The 18,232-nt window shown below is 68.6% G+C and carries 22 protein-coding genes; 11 read left to right on the top strand and 11 right to left on the bottom strand.

What is annotated here, in order from left to right; all coding sequences use genetic code 11:
- Positions 1–434: 434 nt before the first annotated feature.
- Positions 435–866, bottom strand: a complete 432-nt coding sequence (locus tag ABZT87_RS24280) for a hypothetical protein (RefSeq protein ID WP_355138307.1) — start codon at positions 864–866, stop codon at positions 435–437.
- Positions 867–1,074: 208 nt separating this feature from the next.
- On the opposite strand from ABZT87_RS24280, the gene ABZT87_RS24275 reads away from it, so the two are divergent.
- The gene (locus tag ABZT87_RS24275) at positions 1,075–1,872 is read left to right on the top strand and encodes an SDR family oxidoreductase (protein WP_354860275.1); all 798 of its coding nucleotides are present in this window, start codon (positions 1,075–1,077) and stop codon (positions 1,870–1,872) included.
- A gap of 26 nt (positions 1,873–1,898) precedes the next feature.
- Positions 1,899–2,099, top strand: coding sequence for a hypothetical protein (locus ABZT87_RS24270; protein ID WP_355138305.1), 201 nt, complete (start codon positions 1,899–1,901; stop codon positions 2,097–2,099).
- A 145-nt stretch (positions 2,100–2,244) separates the two neighbouring features.
- Here ABZT87_RS24270 and ABZT87_RS24265 read toward each other — a convergent pair whose 3' ends face one another.
- Together ABZT87_RS24265 and ABZT87_RS24260 are read right to left on the bottom strand one after the other, a co-directional pair.
- Positions 2,245–2,943 (bottom strand): DedA family protein, encoded by a 699-nt coding sequence (locus ABZT87_RS24265; RefSeq protein ID WP_355067938.1) that lies wholly within the window; start codon positions 2,941–2,943, stop codon positions 2,245–2,247.
- 225 nt (positions 2,944–3,168) lie between these two features.
- Positions 3,169–4,383, bottom strand: coding sequence for a low temperature requirement protein A (locus ABZT87_RS24260; RefSeq protein WP_355138303.1), 1,215 nt, complete (start codon positions 4,381–4,383; stop codon positions 3,169–3,171).
- A gap of 366 nt (positions 4,384–4,749) precedes the next feature.
- On the opposite strand from ABZT87_RS24260, the gene ABZT87_RS24255 reads away from it, so the two are divergent.
- The gene (locus ABZT87_RS24255; protein WP_354860264.1) at positions 4,750–5,322 is read left to right on the top strand and encodes a DUF4396 domain-containing protein; all 573 of its coding nucleotides are present in this window, start codon (positions 4,750–4,752) and stop codon (positions 5,320–5,322) included.
- A gap of 55 nt (positions 5,323–5,377) precedes the next feature.
- Here ABZT87_RS24255 and ABZT87_RS24250 read toward each other — a convergent pair whose 3' ends face one another.
- Positions 5,378–6,022, bottom strand: a complete 645-nt coding sequence (locus ABZT87_RS24250) for a DUF305 domain-containing protein (RefSeq protein WP_355138301.1) — start codon at positions 6,020–6,022, stop codon at positions 5,378–5,380.
- A gap of 101 nt (positions 6,023–6,123) precedes the next feature.
- Positions 6,124–6,585, bottom strand: a complete 462-nt coding sequence (locus ABZT87_RS24245; protein WP_355067931.1) for a DUF6153 family protein — start codon at positions 6,583–6,585, stop codon at positions 6,124–6,126.
- Between the two features lie 279 nt (positions 6,586–6,864).
- On the opposite strand from ABZT87_RS24245, the gene ABZT87_RS24240 reads away from it, so the two are divergent.
- The 5 genes from ABZT87_RS24240 (at position 6,865) to ABZT87_RS24220 (ending at position 8,976) form a co-directional block, all read left to right on the top strand.
- Complete coding sequence (locus ABZT87_RS24240) at positions 6,865–7,242, top strand: hypothetical protein (RefSeq protein WP_355138299.1); 378 nt, start codon at positions 6,865–6,867, stop codon at positions 7,240–7,242.
- Positions 7,223–7,558, top strand: a complete 336-nt coding sequence (locus ABZT87_RS24235) for a rhodanese-like domain-containing protein (RefSeq protein ID WP_355138297.1) — start codon at positions 7,223–7,225, stop codon at positions 7,556–7,558. The genes ABZT87_RS24240 and ABZT87_RS24235 overlap by 20 nt, the downstream gene beginning before the upstream one ends.
- Positions 7,558–7,989 (top strand): MerR family transcriptional regulator, encoded by a 432-nt coding sequence (locus tag ABZT87_RS24230; RefSeq protein ID WP_354863152.1) that lies wholly within the window; start codon positions 7,558–7,560, stop codon positions 7,987–7,989. The genes ABZT87_RS24235 and ABZT87_RS24230 overlap by 1 nt, the downstream gene beginning before the upstream one ends.
- Positions 7,986–8,306 carry a hypothetical protein gene (locus ABZT87_RS24225; protein ID WP_355138295.1) on the top strand — a complete coding sequence of 107 codons (321 nt, stop codon included), beginning with the start codon at positions 7,986–7,988 and terminating at the stop codon, positions 8,304–8,306. Before ABZT87_RS24230 ends, ABZT87_RS24225 begins: the two co-directional genes overlap by 4 nt.
- 82 nt (positions 8,307–8,388) lie before the next feature.
- A complete protein-coding gene (locus tag ABZT87_RS24220) occupies positions 8,389–8,976 on the top strand; it encodes a dihydrofolate reductase family protein (protein WP_355138293.1) in 588 nt (195 codons plus the stop codon).
- A 21-nt stretch (positions 8,977–8,997) separates the two neighbouring features.
- Here the strand turns inward: ABZT87_RS24220 and ABZT87_RS24215 are convergent, their stop codons facing one another.
- Positions 8,998–10,116 (bottom strand): RNA polymerase subunit sigma-70, encoded by a 1,119-nt coding sequence (locus ABZT87_RS24215; protein WP_355138291.1) that lies wholly within the window; start codon positions 10,114–10,116, stop codon positions 8,998–9,000.
- A 453-nt stretch (positions 10,117–10,569) separates the two neighbouring features.
- Between ABZT87_RS24215 and ABZT87_RS24210 the strand changes: the two genes are divergently transcribed.
- A complete protein-coding gene (locus ABZT87_RS24210) occupies positions 10,570–10,695 on the top strand; it encodes a hypothetical protein (protein ID WP_355138289.1) in 126 nt (41 codons plus the stop codon).
- A gap of 51 nt (positions 10,696–10,746) precedes the next feature.
- Here the strand turns inward: ABZT87_RS24210 and ABZT87_RS24205 are convergent, their stop codons facing one another.
- The gene (locus ABZT87_RS24205; protein ID WP_355138287.1) at positions 10,747–11,628 is read right to left on the bottom strand and encodes a hypothetical protein; all 882 of its coding nucleotides are present in this window, start codon (positions 11,626–11,628) and stop codon (positions 10,747–10,749) included.
- A gap of 69 nt (positions 11,629–11,697) precedes the next feature.
- On the opposite strand from ABZT87_RS24205, the gene ABZT87_RS24200 reads away from it, so the two are divergent.
- The gene (locus ABZT87_RS24200) at positions 11,698–12,450 is read left to right on the top strand and encodes a glycosyltransferase family 2 protein (protein WP_355138285.1); all 753 of its coding nucleotides are present in this window, start codon (positions 11,698–11,700) and stop codon (positions 12,448–12,450) included.
- An 18-nt stretch (positions 12,451–12,468) separates the two neighbouring features.
- Entirely contained in the window at positions 12,469–12,651 is a 183-nt protein-coding gene (locus tag ABZT87_RS24195) for a hypothetical protein (protein ID WP_355138283.1), read from the top strand.
- Positions 12,652–13,178: 527 nt separating this feature from the next.
- Here the strand turns inward: ABZT87_RS24195 and ABZT87_RS24190 are convergent.
- From ABZT87_RS24190 to ABZT87_RS24175, 4 genes are all read right to left on the bottom strand, one after another.
- Positions 13,179–13,748 carry a molybdopterin-dependent oxidoreductase gene (locus ABZT87_RS24190; RefSeq protein WP_355138281.1) on the bottom strand — a complete coding sequence of 190 codons (570 nt, stop codon included), beginning with the start codon at positions 13,746–13,748 and terminating at the stop codon, positions 13,179–13,181.
- 114 nt (positions 13,749–13,862) lie between these two features.
- Entirely contained in the window at positions 13,863–15,587 is a 1,725-nt protein-coding gene (locus ABZT87_RS24185) for a glycerol-3-phosphate dehydrogenase/oxidase (RefSeq protein ID WP_355138279.1), read from the bottom strand.
- Positions 15,588–15,666: 79 nt separating this feature from the next.
- Positions 15,667–17,184 (bottom strand): glycerol kinase GlpK, encoded by a 1,518-nt coding sequence (gene glpK / locus ABZT87_RS24180; RefSeq protein WP_355138277.1) that lies wholly within the window; start codon positions 17,182–17,184, stop codon positions 15,667–15,669.
- A gap of 47 nt (positions 17,185–17,231) precedes the next feature.
- On the bottom strand, positions 17,232–18,065 hold the full coding sequence (locus tag ABZT87_RS24175; protein ID WP_355067915.1) for an MIP/aquaporin family protein: 834 nt from the start codon (positions 18,063–18,065) through the stop codon (positions 17,232–17,234).
- Between the last annotated feature and the right edge of the window lie 167 nt (positions 18,066–18,232).

Here is an 18,232-nt window from a genome sequence, read left to right as displayed (position 1 = left end):
CACCGAGCAGGCGCCGGACAACCATCCCCCCGGCAATCGCGGCCGCACCACCGATCAGCCACCTCATGTCCGCCCCTGTCACTTGATCTGCTCGTGCGGGTGCCGTCAATAATCGGCAACGTTCTGAGCAAACCCTTTCATAAAGGGCGAACCCCGCAGGGGCGTTTGCAACACTCGCGGAGTTTCCACTGGCCAGGGCATTCTGGGAGCAGGCCGTCTTCAGTCCGGAGCACAAGCTCGCGATGGTGGCCGAGGGTGACGAAGTCCGCGGAACCTATCGAGTTGGAGCCGTGCAGGTGGCACGGGGTGTGCAGACCGAGCGGGGTGCCCAAACGGCGTGGGTGGGCGAGGCCGGATGGTGCGGCCTACGCCTGCGGCGACGCCTCCCCGACGATCACCGATCTGGTGCGACACACCGGGGTCGGCGTCGACGTTCAGGCCTTGCGCGCCGTACGCCGGTTGCCGAACGACTCCATGGTGGTCGCCTTCTTGGCCGGTGCCCTGGTGGCGGACGTGGTACGGGCCCGGGTCGGCGCGGCCTTCTTCGCCGGCGCCTTCTTCGCCGCGGCCCTCGCTGAGGGCGCCTTCTTTGGTGGTGCGTTCTTGGCGGCGGCCGCCTTCGCCGTCGGCCTGCGGCTGGGCGAGGCCGTGGTGGCGGAAACGTCCTTCTTCCGGGCGACGCGGGGCGTGGTCGGCGTGGGCTTCTCGCCGGGCGTCTTGGCTGCGCTCGCGCCGGTGGCCCGCTTCGTGGCAGCGGCGACCTTCTTGGCCGCCACCTTCCGGCTCGGCGGCATCTTCGTCGCCCCGGTGGCCTTGGTGGCTCCGGGTGATCTGCGTGCCGGGACGGTTGTCCTGCGTGGGCTCATCCTCGCTCCTCTCGGGTCTCGCCGGCATCACCAGCGCTGCCGGACGACAGACGTGGCGGGTCGCCTGGGCCCGATCGGCGAGGTGTTCCCGCGCCTCCGGCCGCCAAACGCGGGACGGAACGGCCGCGTCCAGCAGCCCGGGCCGGTCAGCCTGCTCCGCACGGCACGCGCACGAATGAGGAATGATTGGTTCATGACCGTGCGTGACGTGAGAACCGACGAGTCCCTTTCCGGGGTACGGGTCCTGGTCACGGGGGCGACCAACGGCCTTGGCCGCTCGATGGCCGAGGCGCTGGCCGACGGCGGCGCGCGGGTGGTCATCACCAGCCGCGATGAGGGCCGCACCGCCCAGGTCGCCGAGCAGATCGACGCCGAGCGCGGGCGGGTCGGTGGCGTCGCCATGGACGTCCGGGATGAGCGCTCGGTGGCCGACGGTGTCCGCCGGACGGTCGACCTCCTGGGCGGACTCGATGTGCTGGTCAACAACGCGGGGATCGGCATGCGAACCGTGAACCCGGAGTTCTTCACCGAACCTCGGGGCTTCTGGGAGGTCACGCCCGACGGTTTCCGGGACGTGATCGACACGAACCTCACCGGCTACTTCCTGGTCGCCCGCGCGGTCGTACCGACCTTCTTCACCGCCGGCGGCGGACGCATCGTGAACATCTCGCTCAACGAGGAGACCATGATCCGTAGAGGTTTCGTGCCCTACGGCCCGTCACGAGCGGGGTCCGAGGCGCTGTCCCGCATCATGGCCGCCGATCTGCGCGAGCACTCGGTATGGGTCAACGTACTCCTGCCCGGCGGGGCCACCCGTACCGGCATGATCCCGGACGGGATGCCCCAGGCGGTTCGCGAGCAGATGCTTGATCCCGCCGTCATGGCCGCGCCGATCCGCTGGCTGTGCTCGCCGGCCGCCGACGGTGTCACCGACGAACGCATCGTGGCCCGCGACTTCGACGCGTGGCTGCGTACCCGGACGACCGATCCGTCCCGGGTCCGCTGATCGCCGCTGGCGCGAAGGACAGGTCGGTGACGCGAAGGCCAGATCAGGGTCCGGGCACTACCAGGCCGGCCAGGTCGGCTGACAGCTACACATGGCGCGCCATCGCTGCCTCCGCCGACGACGCATGGGGCACCGACTCCCGCGGCAATCAACTGTTCGGCGAGAACCTGTGCCTGGAGAGCGCGCAGCTGCTCGGCGACGATCCGAACGCCGATCCCTGGAACTGACCCGGGGTTGACGAGCACCCCTCGCTCGATGCTGTGCCACCGCTGCGAACGCTTGATGTGGACGGCCTGAACGCGTCTGTTATCGACGCCCTCCCGACGGAAGTCCCACCGTTGCTCCGCTGCGAGTCCGCCGGCGGCGAGTAGTTCAGCCGCGCAGACGTCGGCGGCGTCGAGGTTCCCCGGGAGCGCCAGGATGTCGGCCGTCACTGGGCCTCGTCGGTTCCTGCACGGCCCGCTCGCGGCGGGCAGCCCGCCGGCCAGCCCAGATCCGTGCCGCGATCACCAGCGCCACAACCGCGAGCAGCACCTCCCCGCCCAGGCCAAGTCGCCGCTCCAGCAGTCCGTACGAGGCGCCAGCCAGGTAACCCAGCGCGGCCACCGCCGCTGCCCACAGCGCCCCGCCGGCAACGTTGGCCAGTGTGAACGTGCGCTGCGGTATGCCGCTCATGCCCGCCAGACCCGGCACCAGCGCCCGCAGCGCGGCCGCCCAACGGCCGAGCACCACTGCGCCGGCGCCCCGCCGACGGATCAGGTCGAGCGCACGACGCAGCTCACCAGATCGAACGAACCGGCGCGGCGTTCGGTCCAGCAGCCGCCGGCCGTAACGGCGGCCAATCAGATAACCCACCTGGTCGCCGAGGGCAGCCCCGGCCAGCGCCACAACCACCACCGCCCACAGCGGCAGCCTCCCGTCGTGGGCGAGGACTCCGCCGACCAGCACGGCCACCTCCCCCGGCACCACCAGGCCAAGGAAGGTCGACGCCTCCAGCGCCGGGAGGAGGAACGCCAAGACGAGCACCAGGGCGGGTGGCAGCGACACCAGCAGGTTGAGCACCTGGTCCATCCGGCAATTGTCATCCCATGACCAGGGGCTGGGCGCGGTGACGGCCAGACCGCTCCCTCCGTTCTCCCCGCACCTCTGGCAGGACACCGGCAGCAGAGCTTTCACGATCGCCGTCACCGCACTCGCCCCGGCAGCGGCCCGCTGTCCGCCGGCACTGACCGCCGCGTCGCCACCCTCGCCGACCTGAGAAGGTGCCGACCAGCATCGGCATCCCGGCCTGCCCGGTCAGCGTGGCGGCGAGGCCTGCTCCAGTGGGCGTCCATGGGCTCGGATCGCGTCCGCGACGGCGACGCCGAGCAGGACGGCGGCAGCTGCCGCAGCGACCCTGAGTGGCGGCAGACGGACCATCAGCGGCGCTAGGGCCACGAGGGCGAGGATCCCGATCGGCCGCGGAAGGGACACGCGGGCGAAGGCCACGTACTCGAATAGTGAACGCCCGGCGAGGTAGAGCGCGGGCCCGCCGAGGATGGCGCCGACCCAGGCGGGTTTGGCGTGTCCGGATGGATCCAGCAAGACGAGTTCGGAACCGGCTGAGGTCACGAGGATGCCGGACACCATGAGCAGGTGACAGAGCTCGGCCGACCGACCGAGTCGGCCTGGGTCGACGGATGCCACGACGGCCTCGCCCAAGATCTGGCCGGCTCGGTAGAAGTAGATCCGCCACAGCAACACCGTGGTGAGGAACGACAAGGTAAGAGCCAATATTCGTTCATGCACAATCGGACCACGTAGAAGACTCGAGCCGGAGGTCAGGATCGTCTCACCAAGCGCGACGATGACGAGCTGCCAGTAGCGTTCGGCCAGGTGCTCGCCGGCGACGGCCCACGGGGAAACCCGCGAGCGGCCCAGCCCCGGTACCGGCCAGCCGAGTCTGCCCCCCAGGTAGTCGATCGCCAGGGCCAGCGCCCACAGCGAATTGCGCGTCAACTCGGGTTCGAAGGCTCCGATGAGCCACGGCACGGCCGACGCGCCGAACCAGACGAGCGCCAGCATGTTGACGCGGCGCAGATCGTGGCCCCGCAAGGTAACTACGAAGAAAAGGGTGCGGCCCACCTGGATCGCGACGTACGTGCTCGCGAAGAGAATTCCGGTCTCGGCGAGAGCCCCGGATATCGCGACCGCCAGGAGCAGACTCCCGAACATCGTCGCGAGGACAAGGAACTGGATCTCCGGCCGGAACGGGTCGAATCTGCTGGTCATCCACGCCGTCTGGGTCCAGATCCACCAGACGGCCAATAGCAGCAGCAGAGTCTCGCCGTTTTCCGAAAGGGTGGTGGTCAACGTCTCGGCGACGTGACCCCTGGTGTAGTCCAGCACCAACTCGTGCACGACCCGGGTGAGCGCGAAGACGTACACGAGATCGAAGAACAGTTCCAGGAAGGTCGGCCGCTGCGGACTCTCCCGCCCACGCAGCAGATTGGCCACTCTGTTCGTCGTCACCGGCCCGCCTGCTTCGTCGGCTTGTTCTTGAAGCAGTCGTACCACGTGGCCGCGCCGTCGACAGATAAGACGCACTCCCGATGACTGAAGGCCTGACTGCCGACGAGGGCTGCGGCCCCGCCGCGTCCCCCACCGCCGCCCTCGATCAAGCCTGCGGCACATCCGGGACAAGCGCACCCAACTCCAGACGCCGGCCACCCGGTCGTGACGGTTCCGCTCAGCCGCACCGGCAGGATCGGCCGCCTGCGGGTCCGTCGTCGTCGCGGCGGGTCAGTGCGACAGGCAGCGCGGGGGGCACGCTGCTACTCGACCCTTGGCATACATACCCCCGGGGGGTACGGTGTGGGCGAGTGAAGGAGGTCGGACATGGATCACAGCAGCCACGTTCAGAGCCCCACGGCGACTGCGGCACCGGGCTCGGCCGGCCACGCCGGGCATGGGCACGAGGGGCACAACCAGCACAGCCCGGACGCCGACCGGCAGCAGATGCGGGTGGTGGAGAGCTGGGCGGTCGCGGCGTCGGCGACGCTGCATTGCCTGACCGGGTGCGCCATCGGTGAGGTCCTGGGCATGGTCATCGGCACCACGGCCGGGCTGCACAACGCCGCCACCGTGGTGCTGTCGATCGCCCTGGCCTTCGTGTTCGGCTACGGCCTGACCATGCGCGGCGTGTTGCGAGCCGGTGTCAACGTCCGCACCGCGCTGAAGGTGGCCCTGGCCGCCGACACCGTGTCGATTGCGATCATGGAGCTGCTGGACAACGCGTTCATCGTCGCGGTGCCCGGGGCGATGAACGCGGGGCTGACCAGCGTGCTGTTTTGGGCGTCCCTGGCCGGGTCGCTGGTCGTGGCGTTCCTGCTGACCACGCCCGTCAACCGGTGGATGATCAGCCGGGGCAAGGGGCACGCCGTGGTGCACCAGTACCACCACGCCCACTGAGAAACCGGCGACCGCGGCGGCCGAACCCGTTCAGGGTTCGGCCGCCGCTGACCGTCTAGACCTTCGTCAGCAGGTCCTGCATCTGGGTGATCTCGGCCTGCTGATCCGTGATGATCTTCGCCGCCAGAGTCTTGGCATCCGGGTTGCTGCCCTGCGCCGTCTCCTGCTGGGCCATGCTGATCGCACCCTGATGGTGGCTGATCATCATGGTGAGGAACTGCTTGTCGAACTCGGCGCCCTTGGCCTTCGCCAGTTGGGTCATGTCCGCGTCGGACATGACGCCGGGCATCGCGCCGTGGCCCATGCCCATGTCCATGCCGCTCGCGCTGGCCATCGGGGCCGGCCTGCCCCAGGCGGTCAGCCACCCGTTCATGGTGTCGATCTCAGGCTGCTGCGCCTGCTTGATCTTCGTGGCGAGCGCCTTGACGTCGCTGCTGGCGGCCCGGGTATCGGCCAGCGACGCCATCTCGATCGCCTGCCGGTGGTGGACGACCATCATGTGAGCGAACATCACGTCCGCGTCGTTGAATACCGCGCCCGCGCTCGCCGAGGCCGCCGGCGCGCTGGTGCCCATGCCGGAGCCGTGGCCCATCCCGGAGCCCGTGGAGTCATCGCCGCCGCAGGCCGACAGCAGCACCGCAGCGGTCACCGCCACGCCGGCCAGTCCGGCACGGCGCAGCACAACAGAACGTGTCAACACAACAAGAAGCCTTTCGGTATCGGTGAACGTGCGAGAAGAACCTCGGCGCACGCCCTGCCGTACGCGCAGCGCGTACGGGCAGCAGCGGCGCAGCGCAAGTTCTATGTACGCAGCACCGACAACCGAGCGAGACTCAGACCCACCGGCCGCGGCGGGCCCCGCGATACCCGCGACAGCGCGCTGACGTTGCGGATCTGCGAACCGACCGGACGCGGCCTCGCCCACCACCGCGCGATCAACAGCACGAGCACCGCCAGACCGGTGAGCACCGCCAGGCAGACACTCCAACCGGGCATGCCATCGCGCCCCGGGCCCTGCGGACCGCTCACGTGCGCGCAGCCTGGACACTCATCGGTCACGGCAGTCACCGCGGCCGCCACCTCCGCCGGCACGTCCATCCCGCCAGCCACGGCCACCGCACCGGCCGGCCCGTGGCCATGGTGGGTGCCCATGCGCATCCCGGCGTGTCCGAGGGTGTGCATCGCCGCGAGCCCGAACAGCGTGCAGGCCAGCAGCACCCACCGGGCCATCGGCCCGGCGCCCACTGCCCGCGCGCCTGTCACGCAACCACCGTACCCACCCACCGGGCGGGGACCCCTGACACCCGCACCGAACGTGACCGACAGACGACGGTTGACCCACCAGATCGACCAACGCACGGGCGCACCGACACGCGTGCGAGCTGCGACGCGACCCGATCGTGGCCATCCTTTACGGAGGTAGCGGCGCGGTCCGGCAGCGGCCTCGAAGGTCGTGTCGGCCCAGGGATTGCATCCGGTACCCAGGTACAGGCTTACCGTCGACCGGACGGCGCCGATGGCGCCCAGGTTCGAGGAGACGGCATGTCTTTCGTGATTCCGGACGCCTGCACGCTACCGACGGCGCAACAGCCGTTGTGGCTGGCGGAGTTTGCTGAACTGTTCGCCACCGCTGTGCGCGAGGTGGACCAGCTCGACGCGACCCACACGCGCCTGCGTCTGGCCGGCCCGGCGGGTCTGGCGGCCACGGTGCGTGACCTTGCCGCTCGCGAGACCGAATGCTGCTCGTTCTTCGACTTCACCGTCGCAGTCGAGCGTATCGGCGACGGGGAGGCCGTGACCCTGGACGTCGCGGTGCCGCCCCAGCATGGCGAGGTTCTGGCCTCTCTCGCGGGCCGCGCCCGTGACGCTGCCGCTCGCACCGCGAGCCGAGAGGAGCATCGTGCAGCGGATCAGTCGTGACCGGCTTCGCGAACTGCTCGATGCCGGTGAGGTCACGCTCGTCGAGGCAGCTCATTTCGAGGCGGACCATCTGCCCGGTGCGGTGAACCTGCCCGGTGAATTGTCCGCCGACCTGGCGGCCCGGCTGGCGCCGGACCGCGACCGGACCGTGGTCACCTACTGTTCCGGCCCGGCCTGCTCGCGTTCGAAGGCCGCCGCCGCGGCGTTCGAGCGGCTCGGCTACACCGACGTACGCGGCTACGACGGCGGCAAGGCCGACTGGGCCCAGGCTGGGTTGCCGTTCGCCGGTACCCGGTCGACGGCACGGGCGTCGTGATGGACGGGCTGCGCACCGGCGAGGTCGCCGAGCAGGCCGGCGTCAACATCCAGACGCTGCGCTACTACGAGCGCCGCGGCCTGCTCGCCGAACCGTCACGGACGAACGGCGGGCACCGCCTCTACCCAGCCGACACGGTCGCCCTGCTCAACGTGATCAAGGCAGCGCAGCGACTCGGATTCACCCTCGACGAGGTCGCCGAGCTGCTCGACGCGGGCCGCCACCGGCACCCGAGCGCGGATCTGCGGCAACGGGCCATCGACAAGATCGCCGAAATCGATCTGAAGATCGCCGACCTGACCGCGATCCGCGCCACGCTCACCGAAGTCGTCGACGCGCGCTGCAACAGCCTCACCAACTGCACCTGCACGGACTGCCCGATCCCGTATCTGACCATCGGCACCACTCGACCCTCCGGAGAACGCGAATGAGCCAGCCCGTCCCGCCGCCGACCCGCATCCCGAACCCAGCCCCGGGGGAGATCGACAACACGCCGCCGCGGCGCAGCAAGGTTGCCGGCGGACTCGCCGTCCTCGCCTGCGCCGCCTGCTGCGCGCTGCCTCTGCTGATCGCCGCCGGGGTGCTCACCGGCGCGGGCGCCGCGATCCTGGAGAAGACGCTGTTCGCCGTTGCCGCCGGACTGGTGGCTCTTGCGCTCGGCATGTGGTGGCTGCACCGCCGTCGCTCGGCCCAGCGTGCCACCGCTGAAGCGGGATGCGGCTGCCATAGCACTGGATGCGGCTGCTGACCCCCCGGGGCGCGAGGGTTTACCTGCGGGGCCGATCGCACACCGATGAGGTTTTCGCGCCGCGCCCGTCTGTACGTACTAAATGGACTTACGGGAGGTTGGCACGGTGCGGAAACTGATCTTCGCTATGAACGTAAGCCTGGACGGCTATGTCGCCGCGCCTGGCGATGACCTCGGCTGGAGCGTACCGAGCGACGAGCTGTTCCAGTGGTGGTCCGACCGGGTGGGGGCGACCGGCCTGGCGCTGTACGGGCGCAAATTGTGGGAGGCGATGAGCTCCCACTGGCCAACCGCCGACCAGCAGCCCGGCGCCACACCGGCGGAGATCGAGTACGCCCGCCGCTGGCGGGACGTGCCGAAGGTGGTGTTCTCCTCGACGACCCGCACGGTCGACTGGAACACCCGCCTGGTCACCGGCGACGCGGTCACCGAGATCACCCGGCTCAAGGCCGAAGACGGCGGCCCCATGGACATCGGCGGCGCCACACTTGCCGCAGCGGCCATGCGTGCCGGGCTGATCGACGAGTACGTGCTGGTCACCGCACCGGCCTTGCTGGGCGGCGGCACGCCGTTCTTCACGGCCCTGGACAGCTGGGTGAACCTCAACCTGGTGGAGACGCGGCCGTTTCCCGGCGGCGTGATACTGACCCGATACGAGACGAGGCGATGAGCACGGGCCGGACTCACCTGATCACAGTGTCGGAGGCAGGCCCAGCCATGGTTTGTCGGTGGCGTCGAATCCGGTGAGCTCGGCGATCCTCCCGTCGACGATGTGCAGGACCGCGATGGTGAACAGCCGGTACTCCGGTTCGTCGGGGGTGCGGAGGTACAGCGCGGCGGCAGGCATGCGGTTGATCGTCGTGGTGATACCGCGCCAGTCGTCGTAGCCGCGGTGGAAGAGCCCATGGGAGACCCAGCCGTCCACCGCTTCCCTGGCCGTCGTGGTCACGGTGCCCGGATCGGGCAGCATCGCGAAACGCAGGTCGTCGCGCAGTAGGGACGTCAGCCCGTCGAGGTCGTTGCGCTCATGGGCCTCGATGTACGACTTCACCGCGCCGCGCTCGTCATTCGACAGCTCGTGGTTGGCGGGGCTCCGCCAGTCGAGACGGCGGTCGGGCAGCTGCTCGCGCATCGTCACACGAGCCCGCTGCAGTGCGCTGGTCACCGATGCGACGGTCAGCTCAAGGGCGTCGGCGGCTTTCGACGCCGGCCAGCCGAGGACGTCGCGCAGGATGAACACCGCCCGCTGCCGCGGCGGCAGGTGCTGGACGGCGATGATGAACGCCAGCTCGATCGTCTCCCGCGCCACCACCGATTCCAGCGGGTCCTCGGGGAGCATCCGGTCGGGGTACGGCTGCAGGTACAGCAGCTCGGAGTCGGGGTTCGGCAGCTCGAACGGCACAGGTGTGCGGTCGTTGCGCTTCTCCAGGAAGTCGAGGCAGGCGTTCGTCGCGATCCGGTACAGCCAGGTCCGCACGGCCGCGTGGCCCCTGAACGACTCCCGCTTCTTCCACGCTCGCAGGAACGTCTCCTGCGTCATGTCCTGGGCGTCCTCGTAGTTCGCGAGCATCCGGTAACAGTGCACCTGCAGCTCACGCCGGTGGCGCTCCGTGATGAGTGCAAACCGCGCCGTGTCGCCTGAGTGGACCGCCGCGATGAACGCGGCCTCGGTGGCGCTTAGCGGTCTGGCGTCGGTCATGGTCGTTGATCCTTCCACCGGTGCGTGAGTGCTAAAGGAACCGACGACGTGGCGGAGGATTTCTGATCGGTGAAGCCGCCGACACTCAGGGCCGATCTCGGGCAGGAGCACGAGAGACCAGGCAAGCCGTCCGCCCTGCACGGTCCGCCTGGCCAGGCGCCATCCAAACGAGCTCGTGCACCCACCGCGCCACCAGAGTCCGGAACACCAGCGAGGGTCGTCGCCGAACGGCCACGGCCCTCGCTGCGTCGAGAGGACAAAGCCATGCCCCTTCTACCGCCTCGAGGAGAATGGCGTCTGCGAACCTCTCAGCGTCGGCGACCTGGCCCTCGGCAGGTTGCGGCTGCTGTCGCGGCAGTGCCACACCTGCATCTTCGCCCCGGCAATCGAATGCATCTCACCGTCGGGCGGCAGCGCGGCCTCCTCACGGAAACGGGAGTCCTTCACATCTGCCACGGCACTCCCGCATTATAAGTACCCCAACGCCAAGCCGGCGGTTTGCCGACCGTTACCGCATCCGGCGCCCGCAACTCGTCGAACGGCCCTTCGGCTTCGTCGAGGTCGATGCAGCGAAGTCCCCAACCTGGTCTCCACCGCCCTCGCGAGCTGCCCGTGACCGGCCTGGACGACTTCATGCACCACCTCAAGATGATCGGTCGGTCGGTCACCATGATCAACCCCGCCGAGTAGCATGGGCCTGTTCAGAGATAAGCACCGCCGCGCCGCAACGGCTCGGTCAAGCTAAACCCTAGGCTTACGCCCCAAGTCATCTGGCAACTGCCGCTCAAGAATGACCGACGAGAACAAAGCCAGTGTGAAAGTCAGCAACAGCAAGCCGGCGACCAGCACGGTCGTTGCGCCGATCTTGGCTGGCGCGCTCGATAGTTGGATTGAAGAATCGCCCAAGGTGGTCACATTCGCGACAACGTAATACGTGGAGTCTGCCAGCCTCCGCAACTCGGCTACAAAACCATGATCTCGCGACATGCCCTTGAACCCACCGAACCGGAGCTGAAGGGTAGACACCGAGATCGCTAGACTGAGAACCATAAAGACTGCCAAAGATACAAAAACAATCAGCTCATCCAGGACTGATCCATCCTCCGGGCGGCGCCCCGTGATTCCGGCCGTGAAGTAGGAACGCGCATATCGGCCGACGGCCAAATACCAGGCCACAGCCTCCGCTAACAATCCCATGTTGTAGGCGACAACCCAGAGGGTCAATGCGGACACGAGCACAGAAGCAACAACGCTCACTTTCGGCGCAAGAGCGTTCAGAGCGATCGTCGATACATAAGACACGAGGATAAACCCGGCACCACTGATGAATGTCTTCGCAATCAGCCTGACTACACTCTTTCTAGCCTTAGTCAGTCTCGAGTCTCTGGATCCAGGTGAGTAGAGTCGGCGGACCTTGTACCATTTAGCGCCAAATGGGAAGAAATCACCACCATGACGCTCAAATAACGCGGCCAACTCAAGATCATTTTTAGGAGGCCGCAGCCGCGACTCGCGCTCGTATCCGCGGGCCCGCTTAGCTGCCCATCGAACGGCGTTCATGAGGGCAACCGACTTGAGCAGGGCGAACGACATCAGGCAACAGACGACGACAGCCAGAGGCATCCGACAATTCTCCGGGCGACCCAGAAGTCTGGCAAGACTATCCCGGTACTAAGATCGGCGCGTCACAAGATGCCTAGAAGCTGGAGAAGAATGCTTGCGCTACTGATTACTGCAAGGAACGAGGAGCAGACCGTTGGTCAGGTACTAACAACGTTCCACGAGCAAATTCGGCCTCGCTTCAAGCTGTCGAAAACCATCGTTGTGGACGACGACTCGAGTGATCGCACTGCAGAGGTGGCACTCCATGCCGGAGCTTCCCTCGTTCTGCCTTCCGGGGGTATTGGGCTAGCTCAATCATTTCAACTGGGCGTCGATGCCGCCCTAGGCCTCGGTGCCACAACCATCGTCCACACCGACGCCGACGGGCAATATGCCCCCGACGACATTCACGCCCTGCTGCACAAACTCGCCAACGGGGCGGACTTGGCAATCGGGAACCGCCTATGGCGACGCCCTCCACATATGCAACCTTTTCGATACGCTGGAAACATCGCGCTGTCACAAGCGATATCAGCAATCTCGCGAGTTGCCGTTGCAGATAGCCAAAGCGGCTACCGGGCGTTCTCCGCCCGACTGGCTACTGCCGTTCGGATTTCCAGCAAATTCACCTATACCCAGGAGCAAATTATCCGAGCAGCGAGCCTAGGCTTCCGAATTGCCCAGACTCCCGTCTCGTTCCACGAGCGCCGATTTGGCTCGAGCCGCCTCGTACGCTCGCCTGCCGACTACGGGTACAGAGTCCTTAGAGATCTGATGAAAACTTTGTCGGCTCCGCCCGCAACTCGCCCTCGCACAGATTTTGTGAGGCGCATTCGTCGGTAGTTCGGGTTGGGTGCCGGAGTGGAGATCATTTCGACGTTGCTGTCGCACCTGACGGGCCTGCAGTTGGAAGCGGTGGCGGTCCAAGCAGAGCAAGCCGATAACTGGCACGTAAAACACCCGAGATCTACACAGATCCCACCGCACGCGCCGCAGCCCAAGCTGAACTGCGATCACAATCCGGCTGGCGTGGCAGCCCCCTGACCAGGATGCAACCGTGCCGAGGCGCGAGCGCCTTCATCGTGTAAGTGGACCCGAGCACATTGGTACACATCGTCGGCGCGACACTTACTGACCCGGTGGGGCATCCACCCGATGGCACGGTGATTACACAACCGACATCCGCAGTTAACTAATACAGTAAAGCCAGATTGGCGAAGGCCACGATGGCGATGCCGCTACCCCGCATCACCGCTCCGGTGGTCCTGCTACAGGACTCGAGCAGGGATCCGTACGACTGGCGTCGATGTAGGGCAGACCTGCCGAAGCCCTGACCACTTCTGTATCCACTGGGAGGTCACGCCGCGCCAATCGACCGCAGCACCACAGGTCAAAGCCCCTCGTCCCTGCCGCCGTCAGAGAGCACTTCGGGCGGGGAGACCTCTTCGCCAACCTGCACCCAATCTGCTCCCAGTTGCAAGCCGGGCCAACCAACGGCTCCTTGCCCCCTTGACCTGCGCACACTCCCCCTGCCACCGCCAGGCGACATAGAGCGTCGTCGACTGCTGAGTCTAACCGCGGAGCGCGGTGCAGAGACTGCCGTTGGACTCCCAGGGATTGGCGCGGAGCAGGACGAGCAGGTCGGTGCGGTCGAGGTCGGGCACCGGGATGGCGTTCGGGTCGCCGTACAGGTAGCCCGAGGAGACGTGCTTGGGCATCTGGTCGACGGTGCCCGCAGAGAAGAGGTTGCGGGTGGCGAGCGCGCGGACGAGCGGGCACACGTGGAGCCCGCCGGCCATCGTGTGCACGTTGGGATTGCCGAGGTAGGCGGCGACCGCGTCGGGGCCGCCGGCCCGGGCGGCGGCCAGCCCGGCCTCGACGGCGGCGAACGCCTCGTCCCAGCCGACCTCGCGCAGCGTGCCGTCGACGCGCAGCAGCGGCCGGCGCAGGCGGTCCGGGTCGGCGAGGAGCTGCGGGAACGGGGCCCTCTTCGGGCAGACGTAGCCGTGGCTGAAGACGTGCTCGCGGTCGCCGCGGACGTGGGTCACCCGATCGTCGGCGATGGTCAGTGTCAGGCCGCAGGTGGCCTCACGGAGCGGACAGGTGCGATACGCCGTGCGCGTCGCGGTCGTTCCCGGCATCGCGGGCCCCTTTCGGTGGGATACCGACTGGTCGGTATGGTGGCGCACCGCCGGGCGGCCGTCACCCCCGGCAACCGGCTCCGGCGGCATGCCGGGCACACCGCCGGAGCCCGCTCAGGTCGCCACGGCAACCGCCGGCACCACGTCGGGCGCGTCCAGCCGGAAGGCGTCGGCCGCCGCGTCGTCGGGCTGCTCGTGCGCGGCCCGCTCGGCCCGGACCCGCGCGACGTAGTGCGCCACCTCCCGGTCGACCCGCTCGTCGTCCCAGCCAAGGACCGGCGCCATCAGCGTCGCCGCCGGCCGGGCGGCCATCAGGCCCCGGTCGAAGCTCTCGATCGAGATGTGGGTGCGCCGGGTCAGCACGTCCTCCAGGTGCAGCGCCCCCTCGGCGGACGCCGCGTAGACGACCTCCACCCGCAGGTAGTCCTCCGCGCCGTCGAGCGGCTCGCCGAGCGTGGGGTCCTCCCGCAGCAGCGCCAGCACCTCGTCGACGGCGGCGCCGTAGCGCCGCAGCAGGTGCTCCACGCGCTCGGTGTGCAGGCCGGACTGCTGCGCCAGTCGGCGGCGCTGGTTCCACCGGGCGACGTAGCCCTCCGCCCCCAGCAGGGGCACCTGGTCGGTGCACGAGGTGGCCACCGCGGCGCCGAGGCCGCGCACCGCCTCGTCGACCGCGTCGCGCGCCATCACCCGGTACGTCGTGTACTTGCCGCCGGCCACCACCACGAGTCCGGGCGCCGGACTGACCACGGTGTGCTCCCGCGACAGCTTGGCGGTCGCGTCGGACTCTCCGGACAGCAGCGGGCGCAGGCCGGCGTACACGCCCTCGACGTCGTCGCGGGTCAGCGGGGTGGCCAGCACCGCGTTGACGCGCTCCAGCAGGTAGTCGATGTCCCGGCTGGTCGCCGCCGGATGCGCCTTGTCCAGGTCCCAGTCGGTGTCGGTGGTGCCGACCAGCCAGTGCCGGCCCCACGGGATCACGAACAGCACGCTGGACTCGGTGCGCAGGATCAGGCCGGTGCTGGACCGGATCCGGTCGCGCGGCACCACGAGGTGGATGCCCTTGGAGGCGCGCACCTGGAACTGACCCCGCTCGCCGACGAGGGCCTGGGTGTCGTCGGTCCACACCCCCGTGGCGTTGATGACCTGCCGGGCGCGCACCTCGAACACCCGGTCGGTCTCCAGGTCGTGCACCCGCGCGCCGGTGACCCGGGCGCCCTCGCGCAGGAAACCCACGACGCGGGCCCGCGACAGCGGGTACGCCCCGTGCGCGGCGGCGGTGCGGACGAGGATGGTCACCAGCCGGGCATCGTCGACCTGGGCGTCGTAGTACTGCAGAGCGCCGACCAGCGACTCGGGCCGCAGCGACGGGCAGGCGCGCAGCGCCCCGCGGCGGCTCAGGTGCCGGTGGGTCGGCACGCCGCGCGCGTGGCGGCCGGACAGGCTCATCGTGTCGTAGAGCAGCACGCCGGCGCCGGCGTACAACCTTTCCCAGCCCCGGTGGCGCAGCGGGTAGAGGAACGGCACCGGGCGGACCAGGTGCGGGGCGAGCCGCTGCAGGAGCAGGCCCCGCTCGCGCAGGGCCTCGCGGACCAGCCCGAAGTCGAGCATCTCCAGGTAGCGCAGGCCACCGTGGATGAGTTTGCTGGACCGGCTCGACGTACCGCTGGCCCAGTCGCCGGCCTCGATGAGCCCGACCGACAGCCCTCGGGTGACGGCGTCGAGAGCGCAGCCGGCGCCGGTGACGCCGCCGCCGATCACCAGGACGTCCAGTTCCTGGCCGCTGCCGAGGGCGGCCAGGGACCGCTCGCGGGCGGCCGGTGACAGTGTCGCGGAAAGCATCCGTCTTCTCTCTCCTGAGGAGGGTGGGGCGGCCGGCGACGGGCGCCGGCCGCCCGGATCCTTGAGGGGGGGTGGGGCGTCAGTCGACGTCGACCCAGTCGAGGGTGCGCTGAACCGCCTTCTTCCACCGGCCGTAGCCGTTCTCGCGCTGCTCCGGCGACCAGCCCGGCTGCCAGCGCCGGCTTTCGTTCCAGTTCTCGCGCAGCTCGTCGGTGTTCTTCCAGAAGCCGACGGCGAGGCCGGCGGCGTACGCCGCGCCGAGGGCGGTGGTCTCGGCGACCACCGGCCGGCTGACCGGTACGCCGAGGATGTCCGCCTGCATCTGCATGCACAGGTCGTTGACGGTGACGCCGCCGTCGACCTTGAGGCACTCCAGGTGCACCCCGGAGTCCTGCTCCATGGCGTCGGCCACGTCCCGGCTCTGGTAGCAGATGGACTCCAGAGTGGCCCGGGCGATGTGGGCGTCGGTGTTGAACCGGGAGAGGCCGACGATCGCGCCACGGGCGTCGGAGCGCCAGTACGGTGCGAACAGGCCGGAGAACGCGGGCACGAAGTACACCCCGCCGCTGTCCTCCACCTGGCGGGCCAGGATCTCGCTCTGCGCGGCGGTACTGATGATCTTGAGCTGGTCGCGCAGCCACTGCACGGCCGAGCCGGTGACCGCGATCGAGCCTTCGAGCGCGTACACCGGGGCGTCGTTGCCGAACTGATAGCACACCGTGGTGAGCAGCCCGGCCTTCGACCGCACGATCTCCGTGCCGGTGTTGAGGAGCATGAAGTTTCCCGTGCCGTAGGTGTTCTTCGCCTCACCCGGGGCGAAGCAGACCTGCCCGACCGTGGCGGCCTGCTGGTCGCCCAGGTCGCCGGTGATCGGGACTCGGCCGGCGAACGGGCCGTGCTGCCGGGTGCTGCCGTACGAGCGGGGGTCGGACGACGGCCGGATCTCCGGCAGCATGGCGCGAGGGATGTCGAAGAAGGACAGCAGCTCGTCGTCCCAGTCCAGCGTCTCCAGGTTCATCAGCATGGTGCGACTGGCGTTGGTCGGGTCGGTGACGTGCACCCCGTCCTCGACGCCACCGGTGAGGTTCCACAGCAGCCAGGTGTCGGTGTTGCCGAAGACGGCCTCGCCGCGCTCGGCGGCCTCCCGGACCCCGTCGACGTTCTCGAGGATCCACTGGATCTTCCCGCCGGAGAAGTACGTCGCCGGAGGCAGGCCGGCCTTGCGTCGGATGACGTCGCCCTTGCCTTCGCGTTCCAGGGCCGAGGCGATGCGGTCGGTACGGGTGTCCTGCCAGACGATGGCGTTGTAGTAGGGCCGGCCGGTCCGGCGGTTCCACACCACGGTGGTCTCGCGCTGGTTGGTGATGCCGAGCGCGGCCAGATCGGAGGCGGTCAGGCCACGGGCGTTCATCGCGGTCTGGATGACCGTCTGGGTCCGCTCCCAGATCTCGAGTGGGTTGTGCTCCACCCAGCCGGCCTGCGGCAGGATCTGCTGGTGTTCGAGCTGGTGGCGGCCGACCTCGTTGCCGCCGTGGTCAAAGATCATGAAGCGGGTGCTGGTGGTGCCCTGGTCGACCGCGCCGACGAAGTCAGCCATTCGGGTGTCTCCTTCTGTGTCCGTCGTAAGGATTCGGGTCGGCGATGTCAGATGCGGGCGAGCTCGTCCTCGGCCGAGGTCTTCTCGGTGGCCAGGGCGCCCGGCTCCAACTCGTCCTCGCTGGGCAGGAAGCGGCCGATGATCAGCTCGTAGAGGCCGGCGCCGATGATGCCACCGACGAGCGGCCCGACGATCGGCACCCAGAAGTACGGATAACCGCTGGTGTCCTGGAAGGCCGTTTCGTAACCGGTCAGGAACGAGGCGAGGCGGGGGCCGAAGTCGCGGGCGGGGTTGATGGCGTAGCCGGCGTTGGCGGCGAAGGCCATGCCGATCGCCACCACGATCAGGCCGACGATCAGCGGGGCGAGGTTGCCGGCGGGCAGCGAGTTACGCGCGTCGGTGACGGCCAGGACGAGGAACAGCAGGATGGCCGTGCCGATGATCTGGTCACGCAGCGCGCCCCACTCGCTCACGCCGGCACCGGGCAGGGTGGAGAAGACGCCCTGACTCTTGCTGGTCAGGCCTGGGTCGAACCGGGACAGCACCTCGCTGTAGTTCCAGCGGATGAGCAGGGCCGCGACGAACGCGCCGGCGGTCTGGGCCAGGGCGTACGGCATCACCTTGCGCCAGGAGAAGCCCTTGAAGACCGCCAGGGCGACGGTGACCGCGGGGTTGAGGTGCGCGCCGCTGATGCGGCCCGCCACGTACACGCCGAGCGTGACGCCGAGACCCCAGGCCCAGGCGATGCTGTCGAACTCGCCGGTTCCCGCCGCAGCCACCTGGGCGACCACGCCCACGCCGAACAGGATGAGAATCGCGGTGCCGGCGAACTCGGCGGCCAACTCGCCAACGAGCCCGGGCGCTTTCAACCGTTGCGCCATCTTGCCTCCAGAAACGGTGGGGGTGGCAGCCCTCCCCTCGGGGGAAGTGGAGGGCCGGTCGGTGACGCCGCGGTGCAGTAACGTCACTGTGCGGTGAACCGTAGGAAACCCTCGGTGCCGGGTCAACGAACCTCGGTCGACAATGCCGAACACTGTTGCGGCCGCCG

The sequence above is a fragment of the Micromonospora sp. NPDC005237 genome (assembly GCF_040607775.1).
Lineage (GTDB): Bacteria > Actinomycetota > Actinomycetes > Mycobacteriales > Micromonosporaceae > Micromonospora.
The sequence above is the reverse complement of the archived record's forward strand: the minus strand, read 5'-3'. Positions and strand labels throughout refer to the sequence as shown.